At 47.5% G+C, this 20,376-nt stretch carries 15 protein-coding genes; 7 read left to right on the forward strand and 8 right to left on the reverse strand.

The genetic code is table 11. The annotated features are described in order from the left end of the window. The first annotated feature begins 140 nt into the window (after positions 1-140). The 3 genes from AC58QO_RS17480 to AC58QO_RS17490 all read left to right on the forward strand — a co-directional run bounded on the left by AC58QO_RS17480 (position 141) and on the right by AC58QO_RS17490 (position 4,152). Entirely contained in the window at positions 141-2,156 is a 2,016-nt protein-coding gene (locus tag AC58QO_RS17480) for a DEAD/DEAH box helicase (RefSeq protein WP_497267705.1), read from the forward strand. A gap of 154 nt (positions 2,157-2,310) precedes the next feature. Then, positions 2,311-2,898 (forward strand): guanylate kinase, encoded by a 588-nt coding sequence (locus AC58QO_RS17485; protein WP_497267707.1) that lies wholly within the window; start codon positions 2,311-2,313, stop codon positions 2,896-2,898. 114 nt (positions 2,899-3,012) lie between these two features. Beyond that, positions 3,013-4,152, forward strand: a complete 1,140-nt coding sequence (locus AC58QO_RS17490; RefSeq protein WP_497267709.1) for a virulence factor — start codon at positions 3,013-3,015, stop codon at positions 4,150-4,152. Positions 4,153-4,239: 87 nt separating this feature from the next. On the opposite strand, the gene AC58QO_RS17495 is transcribed toward AC58QO_RS17490, so the two are convergent. After that, positions 4,240-5,487, reverse strand: coding sequence for a M48 family metallopeptidase (locus tag AC58QO_RS17495; protein WP_497267711.1), 1,248 nt, complete (start codon positions 5,485-5,487; stop codon positions 4,240-4,242). Between the two features lie 189 nt (positions 5,488-5,676). On the opposite strand from AC58QO_RS17495, the gene AC58QO_RS17500 reads away from it, so the two are divergent. Continuing rightward, entirely contained in the window at positions 5,677-6,549 is an 873-nt protein-coding gene (locus AC58QO_RS17500; protein WP_497267713.1) for a C39 family peptidase, read from the forward strand. A gap of 201 nt (positions 6,550-6,750) precedes the next feature. Here the strand turns inward: AC58QO_RS17500 and AC58QO_RS17505 are convergent, their stop codons facing one another. From AC58QO_RS17505 to AC58QO_RS17520, 4 genes are all read right to left on the reverse strand, one after another. Beyond that, positions 6,751-9,009, reverse strand: a complete 2,259-nt coding sequence (locus AC58QO_RS17505; protein ID WP_497267715.1) for a golvesin C-terminal-like domain-containing protein — start codon at positions 9,007-9,009, stop codon at positions 6,751-6,753. A 104-nt stretch (positions 9,010-9,113) separates the two neighbouring features. After that, entirely contained in the window at positions 9,114-10,676 is a 1,563-nt protein-coding gene (locus tag AC58QO_RS17510) for an extracellular solute-binding protein (protein WP_497267717.1), read from the reverse strand. Between the two features lie 41 nt (positions 10,677-10,717). Then, on the reverse strand, positions 10,718-11,578 hold the full coding sequence (locus AC58QO_RS17515) for a carbohydrate ABC transporter permease (protein ID WP_497267719.1): 861 nt from the start codon (positions 11,576-11,578) through the stop codon (positions 10,718-10,720). Beyond that, positions 11,572-12,456 (reverse strand): ABC transporter permease, encoded by an 885-nt coding sequence (locus tag AC58QO_RS17520; protein WP_497268144.1) that lies wholly within the window; start codon positions 12,454-12,456, stop codon positions 11,572-11,574. The genes AC58QO_RS17515 and AC58QO_RS17520 overlap by 7 nt, the downstream gene beginning before the upstream one ends. 277 nt (positions 12,457-12,733) lie before the next feature. Here AC58QO_RS17520 and AC58QO_RS17525 point away from each other — a divergent pair, with 277 nt between their 5' ends. After that, complete coding sequence (locus AC58QO_RS17525) at positions 12,734-15,004, forward strand: helix-turn-helix domain-containing protein (protein ID WP_497267721.1); 2,271 nt, start codon at positions 12,734-12,736, stop codon at positions 15,002-15,004. Between the two features lie 122 nt (positions 15,005-15,126). On the opposite strand, the gene AC58QO_RS17530 is transcribed toward AC58QO_RS17525, so the two are convergent. Then, positions 15,127-17,406 carry an FAD-dependent oxidoreductase gene (locus AC58QO_RS17530; RefSeq protein ID WP_497267723.1) on the reverse strand — a complete coding sequence of 760 codons (2,280 nt, stop codon included), beginning with the start codon at positions 17,404-17,406 and terminating at the stop codon, positions 15,127-15,129. Positions 17,407-17,517: 111 nt separating this feature from the next. On the opposite strand from AC58QO_RS17530, the gene AC58QO_RS17535 reads away from it, so the two are divergent. Continuing rightward, the gene (locus AC58QO_RS17535; RefSeq protein WP_497267725.1) at positions 17,518-18,330 is read left to right on the forward strand and encodes a helix-turn-helix domain-containing protein; all 813 of its coding nucleotides are present in this window, start codon (positions 17,518-17,520) and stop codon (positions 18,328-18,330) included. Between the two features lie 65 nt (positions 18,331-18,395). On the opposite strand, the gene infC is transcribed toward AC58QO_RS17535, so the two are convergent. Then, on the reverse strand, positions 18,396-18,881 hold the full coding sequence (gene infC, locus AC58QO_RS17540) for a translation initiation factor IF-3 (RefSeq protein WP_497268146.1): 486 nt from the start codon (positions 18,879-18,881) through the stop codon (positions 18,396-18,398). 119 nt (positions 18,882-19,000) lie between these two features. On the opposite strand from infC, the gene yxiS reads away from it, so the two are divergent. Then, entirely contained in the window at positions 19,001-19,309 is a 309-nt protein-coding gene (gene yxiS / locus AC58QO_RS17545; protein ID WP_497267727.1) for a protein YxiS, read from the forward strand. Positions 19,310-19,321: 12 nt separating this feature from the next. Here the strand turns inward: yxiS and AC58QO_RS17550 are convergent, their stop codons facing one another. Further along, on the reverse strand, positions 19,322-20,353 hold the full coding sequence (locus tag AC58QO_RS17550) for an LLM class flavin-dependent oxidoreductase (protein WP_497267729.1): 1,032 nt from the start codon (positions 20,351-20,353) through the stop codon (positions 19,322-19,324). Positions 20,354-20,376 lie beyond the last annotated feature (23 nt).

The raw sequence follows: 20,376 nt of genomic DNA on the forward strand, positions 1-20,376 counted from the left end.
CAACCAGCATGTATAACTTCTATTAATAAAGTAGTTTATTTCTGCATGTGGGTCGGCTCCTGTTTTCATTTGTCTTTCATTCCTGTACAATGAGGGAATCGTCTTTACTAAGAAGGAAAAAGGGAGCTGGCCAATTACCCATGTCAAATGGATTTGCCTCATTAGGTATTAGAGAACAATTAGTTCAAGTTTTGCAAAATCAAGGTGTCGTAGAACCGACCCCCATTCAACGAGAAGCGATTCCAGTATTGTTAAAAGGTTCGGACGTTATCGCACAAGCTCAGACAGGTACAGGTAAAACCCTTGCCTTTGTACTTCCTATATTAGAAACCATTGATGTAGAAAGCTCGGATGTTCAAGCGCTTATTCTTACCCCTACTCGTGAGTTAGCGATTCAAATCAGCAATGAGTTGAAAACCCTTGTCCCGATCACAGGTGCGAAGGTCCTAGCTGCATACGGCGGGCAAGATGTAGAAAAACAGCTTAGAAAGCTTCAAGGCAACATACATATAGTAGTAGGAACACCGGGAAGATTGCTTGATCATCTTCGCCGCGGTTCTATTAACTTCTATAAATTGAAAATACTCGTATTAGATGAAGCAGATCAAATGCTGCACATGGGCTTCTTGCATGAGGTCAAGGATATCATCGCTCAGACGTCACCTTACCGCCAAACGCTGCTCTTCTCTGCCACAATGCCTGAACAGGTCATCAATCTGTCTAAGGCTTATATGAAGGAAGCAAAAGAAATTAAAATTCAAAGTAAACAAGTTACTCTGACTGAAATTCAGCAAGTGCTTGTTCCTACGACGGATCGAGATAAACAGGATGCTCTAATTGCAGCAATCAAACAATACAGGCCTTATCTTGCGATGATTTTCTGTCGGACCAAAGCCAAAGCGATTGCGCTCAATGAGACTTTGCAAGAGATCGGTTTAATGTCCGATGAGCTGCACGGTGACTTGTCCCAAGCTAAGCGTGAGCAAGTGATGAAGCGTTTTAGAGAAGGACGCATCGAGCTCTTGGTCGCTACAGATATCGCAGCTCGCGGGCTGGATGTTGAAGGGGTCACGCACATCTTCAACTATGATGTACCACAGGATGCCGAAAGCTACATCCACCGAATTGGCAGAACGGGCCGTGCTGGTGAGTCCGGTGTTGCTGTAACCTTTGCTACGCAAAGAGATATGCCAACGATTGAACTCATCGAAAAAGGAATCAAAATGTCACTTCGCGGTGCTGACGGGCCACAAAGACGCGTTCGTTCAAACACGGAAGAGTACGTGGAACAAGAAGGCAGAGGGTCTGCTCGTAAAGGCGGAACTGGCGCTGCACGCGGCGGCAGACGCAATGACCGTGGCGGCGCGCCTGAACAACGCAGCGGCGGACGTGCTGGAAGACCTGGCGCACGTGAATTGCGCGGGGATCGTTCGAATATGCAATACGGCAGTGAGCGTAAAACAGGCTTTGGCGCCAAAAGTGACAAATTCGGTTCACGCGGTGGTGCGACTGGCGCAGCGCGTTCAGGCGAAAGACCAGCTAAAGTGAATTCGGAGCGTAATCCGAATACATGGGGTCGTGCGACCGTAGTCCATGAGTCTGCGACACCAAATTCAGCTCCAGCTCGCGGAACGAACATGGGCGCTGCGAAAGCACGTGTAACAGGTTCTTACAACGGCGGCGGTGAAGGAGCAGAACGCAAACGTTCAGCCCCTCATGGCGATAAGTCTTACTCGCCATACAACAAGTACGCTGGCGCAGGTCGTGATGACGCGGCAAACGCGTCTCGCACACTTCGCGGCGGCAAGGGCCGTGGCGATGGAGCAGCACGCGGTGCAGCACCTCGCGGCGAAGGCTTTGGCGCTCGCACAAGCGGCGCTCCTCGTGGTGAAGGCTTCGGCGCTCGCACGGGCGGCGCTCCTCGCGGTGAAGGCTTTGGCGCTCGCACAAGCGGCGCTCCTCGCGGTGAGGGCTTCGGCGCTCGCACGAGCGGTGCGGCTCGCGGGCGGAGTGATGAGCGAGGTGCGCGTGGCGCAACACCTCGTGGCGACGGCGGCGCGCCTCGCGGCGACAGACCGAGCGGTCCGCGCGGCGGGCAAGGCGGCGCACGTGGAGGTGCACCTAGAGGCACTCGCGGCGGTGGCGGAAAACGATAAAAGAAATGAAGCGATTTCATGCAAGACTTTACCGATGAAGCCTAACGTTGTAAACTATAGCTATGGTTAATTAAGATCTAATAGGTCAAAAATCGTTTCAACCCGTGCTCGCACGTAGGATTTACCCCCCATCCAATCAAAGGAGGTATGTTCCATGTACGCATTAAAGGATAAGGAAATGATTTTTGTATTCACTGGCCCACACGGGGCAGGCCGTAAAACCGTTGCGGAAATGTCTGGCTCCACGCTGGGGATGAAACAAGTGATTTCGTACACCACACGACCTCCGAAAGCAACAGAGGAAGATGGTCAAGATTATCACTTCATCTCACCCGCTCAATTTGTTGGGGCACAAGCTGGCGGCGAATTCATTGAAGTTAGTACCGTTAATGACCATCTATATGGAATCAAAAGCGCAGATATTGAGCTCATGTTCCAGCAAAGTGGCAGCATCTACTTGATCTTGAACCGCTTTGGCGCCGAAACGCTCAAAAAGCTATATGGCGACCGTGTCGTCCAAATCTTCATTTATGCCCAGAGGGACACACTTGAAGAACGGATGAAAGAAAGCGGAGATTCCGAAGAAGTCGCCTCAAAATATTTGTCCGACTATGAAAATGAATTAGCCTATCGAGACCAATGCGATCATGTTTTTGAAAATGTAGACTTGGCTCATACGGTTTTCGATCTTACGAAGACATTAGATCAATACTTAAATCGTAACCTTGTCGATTTAGACTAAGAACGAAGGGCACTAGATGCCGATAATAGGCCTGGACGGTCCCCCGTCCGGGCCTTTTCATATGATTAGCTTAGTTAATTATGAAGAGCTGATCCAACTAAGGAGTTGTACACGATGAAAATCATTTCCATCGAGCCCACACCCAGCCCCAATTCGATGAAGCTCAACATGGATGAGTCTTTACCAGCCGGTGTACGTGAAACGTATACGAAAAAAAATCTGACAGGCGCTCCGCCAGAAGTGCAAAAATTGCTTGCTGTATCTGGTGTTATCAGCATCTTTCATGCAGCGGACTTCATCGCGGTAGACCGCAGCTCGAAGGGTGACTGGCAGTTCATCCTGGCTCAGGCGCGCGAGATCTATGGCGAAGCCCAGCCATCGGCAGGCAGCAGCCTGCCAACCGAGCAGCCTGCGGCTGAAGCATCCTTCGGCGAAGCACAGGTGCTCGTGCAGATGTTTCGCGGCATTCCGCTCCAGGTGAGGGTGCGCGCAGGCGCAGAAGAAGCGCGCGTCGCCATGCCGGAGCGCTTCACGCAAGCCGCAGTCCGCGCAGGTACGGCTTCGCCGAACCTGATCAAAGAGCGGAAGCTCGAGGAGCTCGGCATCCGCTATGGCGAGCTCACGGACATCGCGGGCGAAGTCGTCCAGGAACTGGACGCTTCTTACGACGATGCCCGCGTCGAAGAGCTGGTCTCCCGCGCGATGCAGGAGACCACGGATGCCCCTGTGGAGGAGGCTCCCACAGGGGACCTTGTCGCAGCCGCGGAGCAGCTGCGACACAGCGATTGGAAGCTGCGCTACGCCGCGCTTCAGAAGATCCAGCCGTCGCTGGAGACGCTGCCGCTTCTCGTCCATGCCTTGCAGGACGAGAATACGTCGCTTCGGCGACTGGCCACGGTTTACCTCGGGGACATCAAGGAACCCGAGGTACTGCCCTACCTGTATCGTGCCCTCGAGGACGATACACCTTCTGTTCGTCGGACGGCAGGTGATACACTGTCCGACCTCGGTGACCCCGCCGCCATGCCAGCGATGGCCAAGGCGCTCAAGGACCGCAACAAGCTCGTCCGCTGGCGCGCGGCGCGTTTCCTTTACGAAGTCGGAGACAACTCCGTGTTGGCTGACCTGAAGCAAGCAGCTGACGACCCCGAGTTCGAAGTCCGGATGCAGGTTAAGATTGCCCTTGAGCGTATCGAAGGCGGCCATGCCGCTGAAGGCTCGGTTTGGCAGCAAATGACGCGCAGAAATGATTAACCTCTTAAAATAAAAGAAAGCACGAATGGCTCCTGCGCAAGTAAGCGAGCATTCGTGCTTTTTGAATTAGAATTTCTCGACCTACTACTACTTCGTAAACTGCTCGAAATACAAAATCCTCTCCTCAATCGTCGGATGAGAGCCGCGGAACCATTGGACCAGCTTAGGCTGAGTGACTGGGCTTAGATTTTCCTGCGCGATATGTTGAAAAGCGCGAATCGCCGCATCGCCATCCCCTGTCATTTGCATTGCATAGACATCTGCACGATGTTCGATCACTCTGGAGAAAGCGTTTTGCGCTGGTGCTGAGACGAAGCTCATCAGTGATAGGAGCAGCAGCAGAATCGGTAATGCGGCTAAGTCCCTCTCCCCCCGCATTCCCCACAAAGACCCCCAACGCTTAAGGATCAAGCGGTACGCGTGAAATGCGAGCCAGAAACCAGCAAAGCTGAGGGCAACGCCATAAGCAATCCCCCAATAAATATGCCGTTCTACGTAATGCCCCATCTCATGCGCCATCACAGTCAAGATTTCATCCGGCTGCAGCTTGTTCAGAATGGTATCCCACAGCACAATCCGGGCATTCCCGCCGATGCCATTCACGTAAGCGTTAATCGCATGTGTCCTCTCTGACATGTTGACCTCGTAGACTTGTTCCGTCGGAATGTGTGATTGGGCTGCAAGATCGAGAATTTGCGCTTTAAGCTCCTGATTTTGAAGTGGCTGGAAATCATTGTACAACGGGTCTAACACCACAGGCTGAATAAACGTTACGAATAAGATCAATGGAATTGAAATCAACCACAGCCACACCCACCAACGCTTAGGACTCCAGTTACTAATCCATCTGAAAATTCCTACCATCACGATCGTACCCACGATATCTATGAGAAACGTTTTTACATAATCCTTCAAAAAGATGATAGGCGTCTCCTTGGAGATGCCGTAGGCTTGATCGATTTTGAACAAAAACACATCAATCGGAAGAAATAGCACGTCCATAACGAGGGTAAACAACACCACAAATACAAGCATTTGCAGGAAAGTAGCTCGGAATACTTTCTCAGCGAGTTGGCGGAAGCTGACGGCGATGCCGAATAAAGCGACTGTCACCCCCATTTGCAAGGGAGCGCTTAAGAAAAAGGTTAAGGAATGAATCCGAGACAGTGTCTCCGCTTTCGCAATCTCTGCATGAGTCATGAACGTATTCGGATCCGCTGCAGTTCCCACTAACGTCGCTGGAATTTGAAATAAATCCCCTTTGATGAAATAGGCTATCACCATAGCTGTATAACATACAAAAGCAGCTGCACCCCAAAGATAGAAACGTCTCATTCCTTGCCTCCACAGTCATCCTGATATTTTTTCAATTATAACCTTGTTGTTCTTAGACATGCTTGTTTATCTAGTCTATGCGAGCACATGAGTGAGGTATGTATCTATGGGCCTATTTCGGATTCCATGTGTTGCATTCTCTGGCAACCCATGATGTAATAAAAACATCGACAGGAACGGACGTGCGACATGAAGAGAGCTATCACGCTTATTATGCTGGCATTGGTCAGCTTTACATGTATCCTTCTCATAAAAACAAGCTCCCCTAGTGGACAAACTGCATCGACAGCGCCAACATCCTTAATTGTCAGTGCAAGTCCGCTATCTACTACTTCTACTCCCGCACCTACAAACGCAGTAATCTCGACTACTCCCTTGTCAAACTACGCGTCTTCTGAAGCAGCACTAGCGGAAGCGACAATCACATCGATTTCGACGTCTTCAGAAGCTGAAGCCCCTACGCCTACCGAGCATCACTTTCAAATTAAAGTGATTCCCGCTCTGTCCCAGCTGCCCGATCTGCCAAATGGGTGTGAAGCCGTCGCTGCGACGATGCTGCTGAATTGGGCTGGACTGCCGATTACAAAAGAAGAAGTGGCTCAATCCTTACCCACGGGGGACATGCCCTACGAGAATGAGTTCGGAGCTTTCGTTGGCGCGAATCCCAAAGATGTTTTCGTTGGCGATCCGTTTGCGGTCGGCTATGGAATTTATCATACCCCCATCGCTAAGATGATGAATCAGTGGTTGCCTGGTCACGTCCGCGATCTGACTGGAACCTCCTTTGAAGATTTACTTGGCGTCATCGCAGCCGGCAGCCCTGCCATGATATGGGCAACCGAGCATATGGATACTCCCTATTTGGATTTGGAATGGGAAGACGAGACAGGTGAGCTAGTTCCTTGGTATCAGCCTGAGCATGCCCTGTTGCTAACTGGATGGGACGATGATTATGCCTATATGAACGACCCGATGACAGGTGAACAGGAAGCCTATCCATTGGCTGCTTTCAAAGAGGCCTGGGAGCTCATGGGATCTCAGGCTATTACGATTATCAGCTAGGATTAACAGTACTTTTTCCAGTTAAAACTTTTCGGTTAGCGAAGGTTGGGTAATTGGACTAACTTACTCAGGTCACCTGAGTAGCTTGAGTTACCACAATAAAAAACAAGGACAGCCCCTAGGGCTGTCCTTGTTAACTTACAAAAGATCCAGCTGAACAGCAGCTTTCTTGCCACTCAGCTGAATTCTTGACAAAGTGTATTAGTTCCCCCACACCTCAATCTCTAGCAATCGAGCATCCGAGTTGCCAGCCTGAGGCGTTCCATCTGTGATATACATCCTGATTTTATTCGTTGTCACTGGCGTGAAATTAAGATTGTTATACTGGCCATTATATCCGTCCTGTGTATTGTTAGTTACACTCGCTCCTGGGATATCTACCCACGAAGCTCCATCCCAACTTTGCATCTTAAAAGCGTATATTTGCGAGTTTGGCGACAACATATAACCGCTCCATACTTTCACATTGTTGATGGTCTTATTCGTTGACCAATCCAATTGAAACCAGTGCGGCTCCGCTGAACCGCCGGAGAGCCATCTGCTTGTGTTGTCATTGTTGATTCCATCTACCGCTTTCTCTTTGGTGTAGGTGCCATTCGTCGAATCGACAGTCAAGGTTGCAGATGGCGCAAGATTGGTCGGTGTCAGCGATACTTGCACGAACCTAACCGCATCCGCAACCGTATAACCCGTATCCGATGCTGTTAGTTTCACATAATCCCCGCTACCGCTGGCAAAGCTCCATTGTCCGATCTTCACCCACGTATTGCTATTAATTTGTTGATTCACTGTCAAATTTGCAATTCCTCCGTCATAATTAACCTCCACCGGGGCAGCGTCGGGACGGTCTGCCGCCGATACCCATCTCATATACACATCGTAGGTGCCTGTAGTAGTGATTGGGGAGGCCCATGTGGCTGTATCGGTTGATGTTCCTGTATCTCCGTCATGCAAATAGTCGCTGCCATAAAAACCAGGCAGGGTCGTGCTAGGTGTCCAAGAACCAGTTGTGCTAAATCCACTGCTTGTATTATCTACAATAATTTCTGTACTTTCAGTTAATTGTGCAACAGAGGAATAGACTCCGGCCACACCAGATAAATTATGCGCCTTCACCCTATACCATACATTCCCGGAAGTGGGTGCCGCAGTATCTACCCAAGGGGTTTGATTATCCGTGGCGCATTGATTGCATGCCACCGTCCAAGGCCCGGAAGACCCCGCAGTAGAGCGCTCCACCGTGTATTTGTCTGCACCTGCCGTCCCTCTCCATGCAATCGTTGTGTTGACTCCTGTGCTATTGCGGGTTGCGGATGTAATTAGCGGTGCGCCTGGCGTCATATGCGCAGGAGCTGTGAGGCCACGCATGCTATATGCATAGGTGCGTAGGCTCTGCGCACGGGCTGCATAATCCGGCGTATCCCCCGGATAATGCAAGGTGTACCCGTCATCATGCTGAACGTATCCTTGCGTATCAAGATGACCAAACAACGACCAGTACGTATATCCGGAGATATCTGGATTCGATAGGTTGTTCGCCAGCCAGCCGGCAAGCGGTTCCCCTCCCTTTCTATTATTCCACTCGAATTCGCCAGCTATGAAGACCTTGTTCGCTCCTGCTGCCGTACTGGCTAGGCTATTGATGGATGCAGCTGTCATTGGAAAATTAGTGTTATTAAAATGAGCACTGTACATGTCAACGTTGGTCAGTGAAAGAGCACTTGTATTCACGCCATAATTGCCATCCATAACAAGATGGTTGGTATCCACACTTTTGATATAATCAGCAATCTTCTGTGTCCAGCTGACTGGAGGGTAAATTTCATTCCCCGTTTCCCATGCCATAATCGTAGGATCATCCTTATAAGCAACACCTGTATAACTGTTGACTCTCGTCAGGATATGATTGATGTACTGCTTAACGTCATTAATAACCGTGGCATTCGTATAAAACTGGTTGTCTGCGACCCCTCTCCAATTTGTAAACGTATAACGTCCACCATGATAATAATCATAGTTATCTGTTAAGGGAATGATCAATCGTATACCGTTATCTCCTGCTTTTTTAATCGCATAATCGATAGCTTGAAAAGCCGCCTCACTGTATGTTCCTAATGTTGGCATCAAGCATTTGCTGCAGCCTACTGAAACACCCAAACTATGGGACCGAACGACATTAGCCCCCATTTCTTTGGCAGTGTCTAATGCATCATCCACACGGAAATGCGTGGGATAATCCACCGAGCCAACCTTTGGGTCGAGCCCCAACCAAAAAATATTAGCTCCCGCATACCGAAACGTAGTACCGCCAAGCATCAACTTATTTCCATCTCGTGTTACGAAACCGCTGACGGCTGCTTCCGCTTTACTCCCTCCAGCCATCGAATTCATCCCGATGGGGCTTACACATAGCACCGCAATGGACAACATCCAAACCAATATTTTATTAACTATCCTCATTAACCTCACACCCTTTATCCTTTTATTAAGCGCTTACAATAAGTGGGAAAGACGAGGGCAAGGTCACAACCGAAGCTGACTACTTGCCCTTCGTCGGATTCACTTTACTTAATTAACCCATTTTCTTTAAAAGCTTTCGTAGCTTCATCCAGATACTTTTGCAATTGGTACGTGGTGTTAAGCGTTTTAGCGAAATCATCGAATTGATCTAGCGGACGTTTTCCAAAAATGAATTTAATGATTTCTTCATTCTCATAGCGATCTTTATCGGACTTATTCAAGCCTTCCGGAATTTTGGGGAAGCTATTAAACACTTTGATATACGGTTGTTTCACAGCAAAATCAATATATTCCTTTTGCTTTGGAAATTTGGTATACAAATATGGAAGCTCTGCTCTTCCTGTTAGTTGTAGTTGAAACGTAGTACCTAGCTCGGTAGACATCGCAGGAAGAGGCGTGATCGTGCTGCCTGCTTTGGTATAATGTTTGCCTTCAAAGCCGAACATGACCATGTTCTGACCTTCGGCATCACCAGTAATGAAATCAAGATAGGCAAGTGCTTTTTCCAATTTCTCTGGTGATTTCTCCAACGTTTTAGGTAAGGCTATGCGCCAATCCGCTGTGCTATCGTCAAATGCTCCCATATACTGACCACCAGGTCCAACAGGTGCTTCGATGGAGATGAATTTTGCATTCGGATTCGTCTCTGTAATCAGTTTAATGTGCTCGTCCTTAAACATATCCGACCAATTCGAATAGATGATACCCACTTGACCTTTTTGAGCCTTAACATGTGCCGTAGTCCCTTTGTTTGTCAGCAAATCCGGATCAACAGCCCCTGAAGCATAGAGATCACTAATAAATTTCAGTGCTTGTTTGGTTTCCGGCTGCGTCGTGGAATAGATGGCTTTATTGTCCTTTACGGTCAAATTCCCAACTGTAAATGGCGCATTATAATAGCCATAACTGCTGCCGAAAGCACCAAAAATAGGTGCGAATGCGTCAAGACCAGTACCCGTTAAACCATACGTATCTTGTTTGCCGTTACCGTCTGGATCTTTGTCATGAAAAGCTTTAATAACGGCAGCCAATTCCTCTACTGTCTTCGGAACAGACAGGTTCAATTTATCCAGCCAATCTTTACGAACCATTAAGGCTCGATATGGAACAGAGGCTCGTTTCGGAAGAGTCATCAGCTTGCCGTCCACTTTCCCTTTCGTCAAGTCTGCCTCGGTGTAGGACTTCTTCACATTCGGCATTTTATCCAAATACTTCGTCAAATCCAAAATAGCTCCTTGCTTAGTGAACTCCTGCATCTGATCATTCGTTACTGTGAAAATGTCAGGCGCGTTTTTGGAGGCAACTCGAATGTTAATTTGATTCGCGTATTCATTATTACTACCCGCTGGAATGACATTAAAGTCAAACTCCACGCCAAGCTTTTTTCCGATTTCCGATTGAATTTGTTTATCAACATCACTTAGCCCTGCTCCAGCCACCACAATGCTTAATTTAGCTGGACCACTTGCCTTCTCTGGCGATACAGTCGCTGTAGTTGGTACTGGACTGCTCTGAGCACCCGACTCTGGCTGGGTTGTTCCACAACCGCTAAGCACCATACTCAAGGTTAATCCGGAGGTAGCACACATCATCAATAGCTTTTTCATTTAGACATCACCCTCATTTTTTTTATTATATATGTAAACGGTCATCCTTTCACAGCTCCTACCAGCATTCCTTTTGTGAAATACTTTTGGATGAAAGGGTAAACCATTACAATCGGCAATGCCGTGAGAATAACTCCTGCCATTTGAAGCGTTGCTGTGGGCACTGCATTTTCTCTATTCACTTCAGAGGACATAGATGCTGATAAAATGCCTCGCAACACCACTTGCAGCGGATATAGCTTGGTATCTGTCACATACATGATCGAATTGAAAAATTCGTTCCAATGCATGACACCATAGAAGGTACTAATGGTAGCGACGACGGGTATGGACATTGGCAAAATGATACTGACCAACACCTTGCTTTCGGAAGCTCCATCAATTCGTGCTGCCTCAATTAAAGATTCAGGTATTTGCTCGAAAAATGTTTTCGTAATCAACAAGGAGAATGTCCCTACCGCTGTAGGCAGGATCATGGACCATACTGAATTTAAAAGACCTGTTGCTTTAACGATCAAATACGTTGGAATAATACCGCCGCTAAACATCATCGTGAAGATGACGAGAAATAAGATAAAAGACCGTCCTGGTAATGTTTTTTTACTTAATGGATACGCCATAAGGACGGTAAGCGCAACATTCAGAAACGTTCCTACAATGGTGATGAAGAAGGAGATTCCAAAGGCTCTTGGAATTGTCGAATCCTTCAGGAACATCACATAAGCAGCCAGCGTGAAATCCTTAGGGATGATTCGGAAGCCTCCGTTTTTCATTAATTCGCTGTAAGGAGTCAACGATACGGATAGAACATACAGTAGAGGGAATATAAAACAGCTCGCCAAGAGCAGAAGGAAGATATAAATAGAAAGTTCAAAGCTGCGTTCTTTCCAATTCATTACCATATACTCCCCCCCCAACGTTTCGCGAGTGAGTTAGCCCCAACAACCAGAATGAGTGCGATAATGGATTTGTAGAGCCCAACGGCTGCACCTAGACTGAAATTAAATTGCTCAAGCCCCGTGCGGAAAACCCACGTATCGATAATATCTACCTTTTGGTAAACCTGAATATTGTACATGACATAAATTTGTTCAAAACCCGCATCCAAGATCGTCCCAAGACGCAAGATGAACATCAAAATAATTACATTCTGGATACCTGGCAACGTGATGTGCCAAATCATCCTTAACCTGCTGGCTCCGTCTACTCTCGCCGCTTCATATAGGGTAGGATCAATGCCTGCAATAGCGGCTAAATAGACTATCGCTCCCCAACCTAGATTCTGCCATATATCCGTTCCTACGATTAAGGAGCGAATCCATTCATTGGAGGTAAGGAAAGGAACCGTTTTAATCCCCCAATCCTTCAGCATCATATTAATCAGGCCGTCAGCTTCCGAGAATAAGGCCAAGGAAATACCGAAAATGATCACCCATGAGATAAAATGCGGCATATAAAGGATAGACTGAATGAAGCTTCTGAAGGGCTTCCACCGAATCTCTGACAGCAGGATGGCTAATAGTATACAAGGAGGCATGAGCCAAAGTAATTTATACAGACTAATTAGCATCGTATTCGTCATGATTTGTGTGAAATAAGGCGAATCATAAAAATACTTAAAATGTTTGTACCAGGGATCAGCCCAAGGACTATTCCAAATTCCGCCTGAGATACTGAAGTCTTTGAATGCAATCAAAGCACCATACATGGGCACATATTTGTAGATCACAAAATATAAGAGCCCTGGAAACAGCATGAAATAATGAATTTTATGCTGCATCACGGATTGAACGATTTTACTCTGCAACGATTGTCACCTTCCTCTAGATTCGATTGTATAAGTGGACATGCCAGCTTCGAATCGGTTGATAGGCCCTACCTTAAACCATCTTAATCCACCTGTATAGTTCTCAATGTCACGATGGTTCTGAAAGTAACAAAAGCGGGTAGTACGGGTTTTCACTATGGTTTTTATATTCAAGATTGGCCCTTCTATTATTGCTTTTTGAGGCAACTCTTGAGAAAATGAAGCATATCAAATGAGGGAGTAACTACGTATGCTGAAGCTGATTCATATCCGAGAATTATACATGCGCATCTTTCTCTTCATGGCGATCATTTTTATAGGTATGTCCTTGCTGTATTCCTATTTTTTAACTAGTCAAATTTCCAGTTATGCGGTTAATGAAGTGAACAACGTCACGTCCGTTAAACTGAATCATTTTAAGAGTAGTTTGGAATTGACGCTGCAGAAGCTCAAAGTATCCGGCCTCCAACTATATCAGGATCGTAACATCGGTTACTGGCTCAATCAGAATGAAAAAGATCCCTATTTAAGTCATTTGGTCGATACACGATTAAATGAGTTTTTGGCATCGGAGCGATTGTTCGCTGATGTTTATTTAATGAACGAACATACCAAAGAGGTACTTACCGCACGAGGCGGAGCCATTTCGTTCTCAGCGTTTTCCGATCAAATGCTGCTTCACCATTACATAGGAAACCAAAGTGGACCCAGTCATTTTTTCAAACAAACCGTGAATGGCCAGATAGAGCTTGTGTTCACCCTGCCAAGTGATGGGATTAATCAAACGACACACGGACGTCTTCTTATTGTGTTAAACCGAACTCAGCTAGCCGAAGACCTTCTGCTGGGTAACAATGAGTTTGAAAGCAAGCTATTAGTTTTGGATACTGATGACGGTACAGCAATTATGGGTGAGACGGACCTCCCTTTCGTTGAACAATTCAACCAATTGTTGAGTAGACAAGAGGGAAATACGGATTCCTGGACTTACGATGGAGAGAAGTGGGGGGTGCAATCTTCGCAGCTCGCCCCTGAGGGCTGGCGTCTATTCCTCATCTCGCCACAGGGTATCTGGAAGAACAAACTATTTGTATTAAATTTGAAAGTATTAGGTTCATTCTTCTTCTTGATCACTGTACTGTTAGTCACTCTTTATGTACTATCCAAACAAAACTACAAGCCTTTTACTGAGATATTACATAAAATACGTACCTTCACAGGCGGCGACAAACATACCGATGAGGTAATGTCTTGGTCCTCCTTCAAGAAAGACTTTCATCTCATTCATACGGGCATCGATACCTTGTTTAACCGTGTAGAAGAACAAGATCGCAATATCAAAATCAGTAGTCCAATTGTGAAGGAGGAGCTCCTCCGACAATGGCTCTTCAGTGACTTTGTCGGACCTTCATTGCGCGAGGAACTGCGATTGAGGATGAGAGTAAAGCTAGATGAGCCTATCCGATTTGCCGTTTTTCGAATTGAAAACTATAGTAATTTCTGTGAGAAATACAATTTTCAGTCCCGTAAGCTTATCAAGTATGCGCTGCAGAACATCATCGAAGAAGTAGCCGGAAGTCACAACTTACATGCTGAAACTTCCGATATGGGAAGTGATCACATTGTCTTCATATTCTCCGCACAAGAGGCCGAACAATTGACCGACGCTGATCTCCTAACTATATTAACGGAAGGCATAAATCAAGTGATACGTTGGGTGAAAATCTCCGTCTCTGTCGGATTAGGTGACCCCGTTGCACCTATTGATCATATTCATAAAGCCTATCGAATGACTTATGAGTTATCAGAGCTATCCTTTATTACCGGTAAAAGCCAAGTCTATGTTCCTACTGATATGAAAGAGTTAGGCGAAGCGCCTTACGGTGGTTTAGATGTCGAACAAATGTCGGCGCTTATTCAATCGATACGTGTACGAGATAAAGAAGCGGTTCAAGCCTTTCTCCAGCAGTTATTTAATCAATTGCTGACCTTACCTGCCAGTGAAAGCAAACTCCATCTAATCCAGCTCTTGTACACATTGCAGAGAACTTTCAAACAGCTGCCAAATCCAGAAGGAATGGTAGGGATTGGCGAACAATTGAATCAGTTTAGCAGCCTGAAGGAGCTTCAAAGCTGGATCGAAAATTTGTTGTTCAAGCTGATGGAACAAATGACGGGGCGACGCCCGCTGAAAGAAGATATTTTCCCGGAGATCGTGGAATACATCACCACTCATCTTCACGATCCCATGCTAACCGTTGAGGATATCGCGGGTCATGTCTCCTTTTCCGCTAACTATCTTCGTCTTCTATTTAAAGAACGTAATGATATTTCAATTTCCGATTTTATTCTAAAATTAAGAATTGAAAAGGTGAGGGAATTGTTAATAAAGACGAACTGGTCCATCGCTGAAATTTCAACCCAATCCGGTTTTCAGTCCAGAAGTCATTTCTTTACAGCCTTCAAGAAAGCAACAGGCATGACACCTAATCAGTTCCGAGATGAACAGGCTGCGAATTAAATGGAGAATATCCATAAAAGTATTTCCTTTCGTTAAGTCCCTCCCTTTCCTCATTGAACATAAAAAACCTCCAATACCACTATCTTCGTGGTTTGGAGGTTCTTGGCCATTCTCTACGACTATCACCTATATACTCTTACTTCATAGACGGATACAGCAGGATCTCCATTCGTTGCATAAACCGTTAGACGCAGCTTATTCGACTGGATTGATTGGGTAAACACATGATTTCGCTGTCTCTGATAGTTGTTCACTACTTTCTCTACAACCACCCATGCACTATCCAGCCAAACGCTAATCTCATAATCACGAACGCATTGCGGATCTTGATATAGCGGAGAGGTGAAGCGGTAATCCCGCAGAAGATTGCCGGAGAAGGTAAGCTGTACCTGCGAGATGGTTTGCTCCGTATTCCACGTTAGTTCTAGCCATTGAGGCTGCTCACGTATGTCGTTCGAAGAGCGCCAATGATTCGTATGCTGGTAGGGACGCGTGACACCGCTCGCGATATGCTGCACTGGGTAAATCAATTGCTCCGGTTCGATCGCAAACGAAAGCGTCTCTCCATTCCCATACCGGCGCATGAGTCCGGTGCCCATGTCATAAGCAGCGGGCAGGCCAGGTACAATGTCGGCCGCCTCATGCCAGCAAATATGCTCGCTTGGTCCAAGCTCCAGTCGAATATATCGACTTGGCGCTACCTCGTCGGGGAAATGTAAATCTAAGTCCCAACGAATCCACTGGCGCTCTCCCGGGGGAACTAACAGTCTCGTGCTTGCAAGCTTTGCAGACACATTTACCGAATAGTCCCATATATGACGAACAGGAACAACCGCCGCATCCACCCATTGATCACTTTCTGTTAGATTACTTAAGCACATATAAAGAGCGTCCACCTTTTGCGTAGTGAGCCCAATCCACTGTCCTCGCATTTCGGTTAAACGTTCTCTTCTATAGTCCCCATCCCTGACATCTATACTAGATGGCTCCACACGCTGCAGTTTGAGTTCACTACTAGCCGTTAGTTTTGCTTGCCTAGTTAAATCAGCAGGATCCTCATTCGCCGTATGAAGTAGAAAGCAATCCTGCTTTAAAAGCTGCTGCTTCAATTTAGTCAACGTAGTCGAAGATAGCGTGCCTATGCTTTCACCACTTTTTAGCGCAAATGCAGCCGCAGTTCCCGCAGCCTGTCCAAGCAACGCTGTTGTCCCCATAACTCTAGTGCTGCCTAGGGCCACATGAGTGACACTAATATTGCGACCTGCCATCATCAAATTAGACGCATCCTTAGCGATTAAGCATCTCAGAGGTATCCCATAAGGGGCAATATAACTTTTTTTCATATAATCGGACTCGTGTCCCTCAGCCGCCGCCTGTTCACTATATTCAGCAAGAAGTCCCCCGGCTTTATGCAAATCAATATACCAACCACCGTAAGCAATCTCATCTTCAAACACAGTTTGATTCACAATATCCAGCTCTGTGAGCACATATTGCCCCATAATACGGCGACTTTCCCTTTTACCGGGTACTTGCCCTATCCAATCGAGTGCATAATTTTGTGCTTTTTCTATCAGATTAGGATCCTTATTCTTAATAAAATCCCAAATTCCCAAAACATGCCTCGTCAGCTCATGCCGAATCGTTTCATTTTCTGTAATCGTATGCCAAGGCACACTAAGCTCAATCCACCAGTATCCACCTTCTGGATCATGGGGAACACGACCGCCCTTGTAGAATACATCAGGATCATCATAAGGATACGCCCAGCTAGGTGCTTGATACGAAATGGGTCTACCCACATCCTTTGCGCGAAAATGGATCGAGCTACCCATCACATCGGTACTGGACTGCATAGGAGCATGCGGCTCACCGTATTGTTCACGGCCTTCTGTCCCCATTCGCCATTCACAGCCCGTCAGCTCGGCCAACAGCCCATCCCCGGTACAGTCAATAAAAAGACCTGCATGTAACTCAATTTCCACTTCGGCATTGGCTGTCACCGCTGTAAGGAATTGAATCTTTCTATCCTCTCCCATATGAACAGCTTTGGTCGAAGTGTTCAAGTGGAATGACAAATTAGGTGTGCTGCAAATCTTATCATATAAGAGCATATCCCAGACACTATTCGTTCGCCCATTCTCCTGATTGGGTTCATGATTCAGGGCACGTTCTTCGATAAGCAGCTCGGAAATGATGCCTGTCTCTCTGGCATAAGCGTGGAAGTTCGCAGCACCTTGTGGAAAAACACGAATTTCAGAGGAGCTGTTCCCTCCAAATACAGGCCTATCCTGCACGATACAAGTGAGTGCTCCATTCCTTGCGGCAGCTACTGCCGCACATACGCCAGCCAACCCGCCTCCACATACGACGACATCATAGGACTCAACTATTTTCTTCATTGGCTCGCAGCCTCCCAAAGTAATTGCTATGATCATCATAGTGGATTCTCTTTTCATTTCACATGCACTGTGCTATCGTTTTTTATATACTTTCTTTCAAGGAGAAAACTAATGGAAGTGAATTTAGACGCCTGGAATTACGAGCCTCGGATTATACGTTATCACTTCTTTTCACAAAAGAAGCAATTTGAGCTTCCTGTTGATCTGCACGAAGAGTGGTCAGCCTTTGCAGTTGAGCAGGGAAGCTTCACTTATCAAATAGGAGGAATACGAGGAGAGGCAGGAACCGGCGATGTCGTCTTATGCCCACCTCAGGTCCCCTTTGGTCGGGTAACAGCGTATCCGATTACATTCCATTTCTTCGTATTTCAGTGGGTCGATGCAGACGGACGAACCTTACCTGCCCAACATGCTCCGCCCGAAGTAAAATTAACATTCCGAGATACGAAACGTTTTTTTTCTTCCCTCACCCTGCTTCGTTCTTCTTTGTTAACACCTCAACATGAAGCTGAACGTTGGAGAAATCATCTCCTTCATGACATCCTTCGACTATATATAACGGAGCAAAGGCAGACGATGCATACCTATCCTACGGCTTCCCACGACCCCTTAATGATGCAAGCAGTTGCCATCATCGAGGAAAACTACCATCAACTTGCCCATGTGCAAGAACTTGCTCACACGATTGGTTTAAGCCCTGTTCAGTTTTCCCGCAGGTTTAAACTCTCTTTTGGGCTAAATCCATCCGACTACGTCAGCCATCTCAAGCTACAGAAGGCCTGCCGTTTGCTTACGCATACAGAGGACACCATCGAGGACATCGCCCTGCAATGCGGATACAGCAACGGATTTTATTTAAGCCGCGTATTCTCTGCCAAAATGAATCTAACACCCTCCGAGTATCGCAAAGCTCACTGGGTATGAATCGCAAAAAGGACCATCAAGGATACTTCATCCTGATGGTCCTTCGATTCTACTCCAACAGCCGCTTACAAAGGATCCAACTGAACCGCAGCTTGCTTGCCGCTCAGCTGGATGCCTGTATGCTTTTTGCCGTGGGAGGCGAGCTCCTTCACTAGCCCCTCCAGCAGTTCCTTCGCTTTCGTGCCTTCCTTGCCGGAGATCTTAACGACCAGCATTACAGCGTCTCCGCCTTTCAGTATACGCTCTGCCTGCTGGCGCTTCGTCTCAAGATCGTGATCTTCGATGTTCGCCGTCAAGCGAAGTTCTTTGACCTTCGGGCCCTGCTCTTGCTTCCGTGCCTGCTGTTTTTCCTGCAAGGCCTCTTGTTTGGCTGCGCCTGCACCGATCAGCTTGCAAGGTGGGGGGCTGCTCATAAGCGAGGTGCAGACGAGGTCAACTTTTAACTTTTTCGCCAGAGTAAGCGCTTCTTTCGTAGACATTACGCCCAGATCCTCGCCTTGCAGTCCAGTAAGCTGAACTTCAGAAGCTTTAATTTTCTCATTCTTAATAATCATTGTGAATACACCTAATCTTTCGCTATAATGAACCCATCCACTTGTAGGTCGATAGAAGTTGGCCTAGATAGTAAGCGTGTTGCAAAGAGGTTGTATAAGGAGAGATCTGTTACCCTATGAACAATAAGCAATTAGAAGAGCAAATGATCGAAAATTACAAACGTGAAGAGCATATGATGATACTGGTTTTTGCACAGTGGTGTATTAACCATGGTCTAGACCCAGCAGCACTTTATCATAGCGCCTACCCAGACCAGCCGAATAATGAAGGGCTGGAGAAAGCACTAGAATTAACGGTGCCGAAAGAGGAAGCCGGCGAGGTGCCGGACGACACATTGCTTGGCGTGCTTTCCCTCTTTGGCAATGAAGAGCTTGCGTTTATTGTCACGCAAGAAATCGATAAACGACCGAAGCGCACGCGCTAAGCGATCGCTCTACTAGATCACGTAACTGTGCTTGTGGCACAATTCAAAAGCTTCCGCCAACAACTCCACAGTCCGCTGTCTCGTTTCCACCTGATGGCCGCCTGCGACGATCATCACTTCGTCAACACCATAGCTTTCGGCGAGTCGCAGGATTTGTTCCCTGACTTCGTTCGGATTGCCCACGATCATCCGCGAGCGATTGTCTCTCACGCGAGTTTGATCCCAATCGGAATAGTCATATTCCGCAGCTTCCTTCGGCGATTTCACTCCGGTGAACTCGCCTTTTTCCATTTGCAGAATGCGCAAATCGATCGAGGTCGCGAGCTCCTCCGCCTCCGCTGACGTTTCGGCGCACAGCACATAAATACACACTGTCGCCTGCGGCACGACATTCAATGCGGACGGCTGGAACGAGCTGCGGTAGCTGCGCACCGCATGCTGCCCCCCCGCTCCGTTGATGAAGTGCGCAAAGCAGAAGGCTGCGCCTGCCTGCGACGCATACACCCCGCTCTGCCCAGTGGAGCCGAGCAGCCACACCTGAGGCATCGAGGCCACCAATGGGGTGGCGCGGATGCCCTCGAACACATGCCCGGATTCCACCGAGTCGGTGAGGAACCGCAGCAGATCCTTGACTTGCGCAGGGAACCGCTCCAGTCCCTCGAACAGATCAGCGCTGACGCCACGCAGCGCTTTGGCTGTATGCGGCGTGCCGCCTGGCGCACGCCCGATCCCAAGGTCGATGCGCCCCGGATAGAGCGCCTCGAGCATGCGGAAATTCTCAGCGACCTTGTAGGCGCTGTAATGAGGCAGCAGCACGCCGCCGGAGCCAAGCCGAATTCGGCTTGTGCGAGCAGCCAGCGTGGATAATAAAACCTCTGGCGAGGAACCGGCAAGCCCAGCTGAGTTATGGTGCTCCGACACCCAGAATCGGGTGTAACCGAGACGGTCAGCGAGCTGCGCGAGTGTAATGGTTTGTTGTAATGCCTCACTATGGGTAAATCCGGATGATACTGGTGACTGATCAAGAATACTTAACTTCAGCATAGTCATCCCTTCTTTCTGAGTCT

The sequence above is a fragment of the Paenibacillus sp. J31R30 genome, assembly GCF_059692115.1.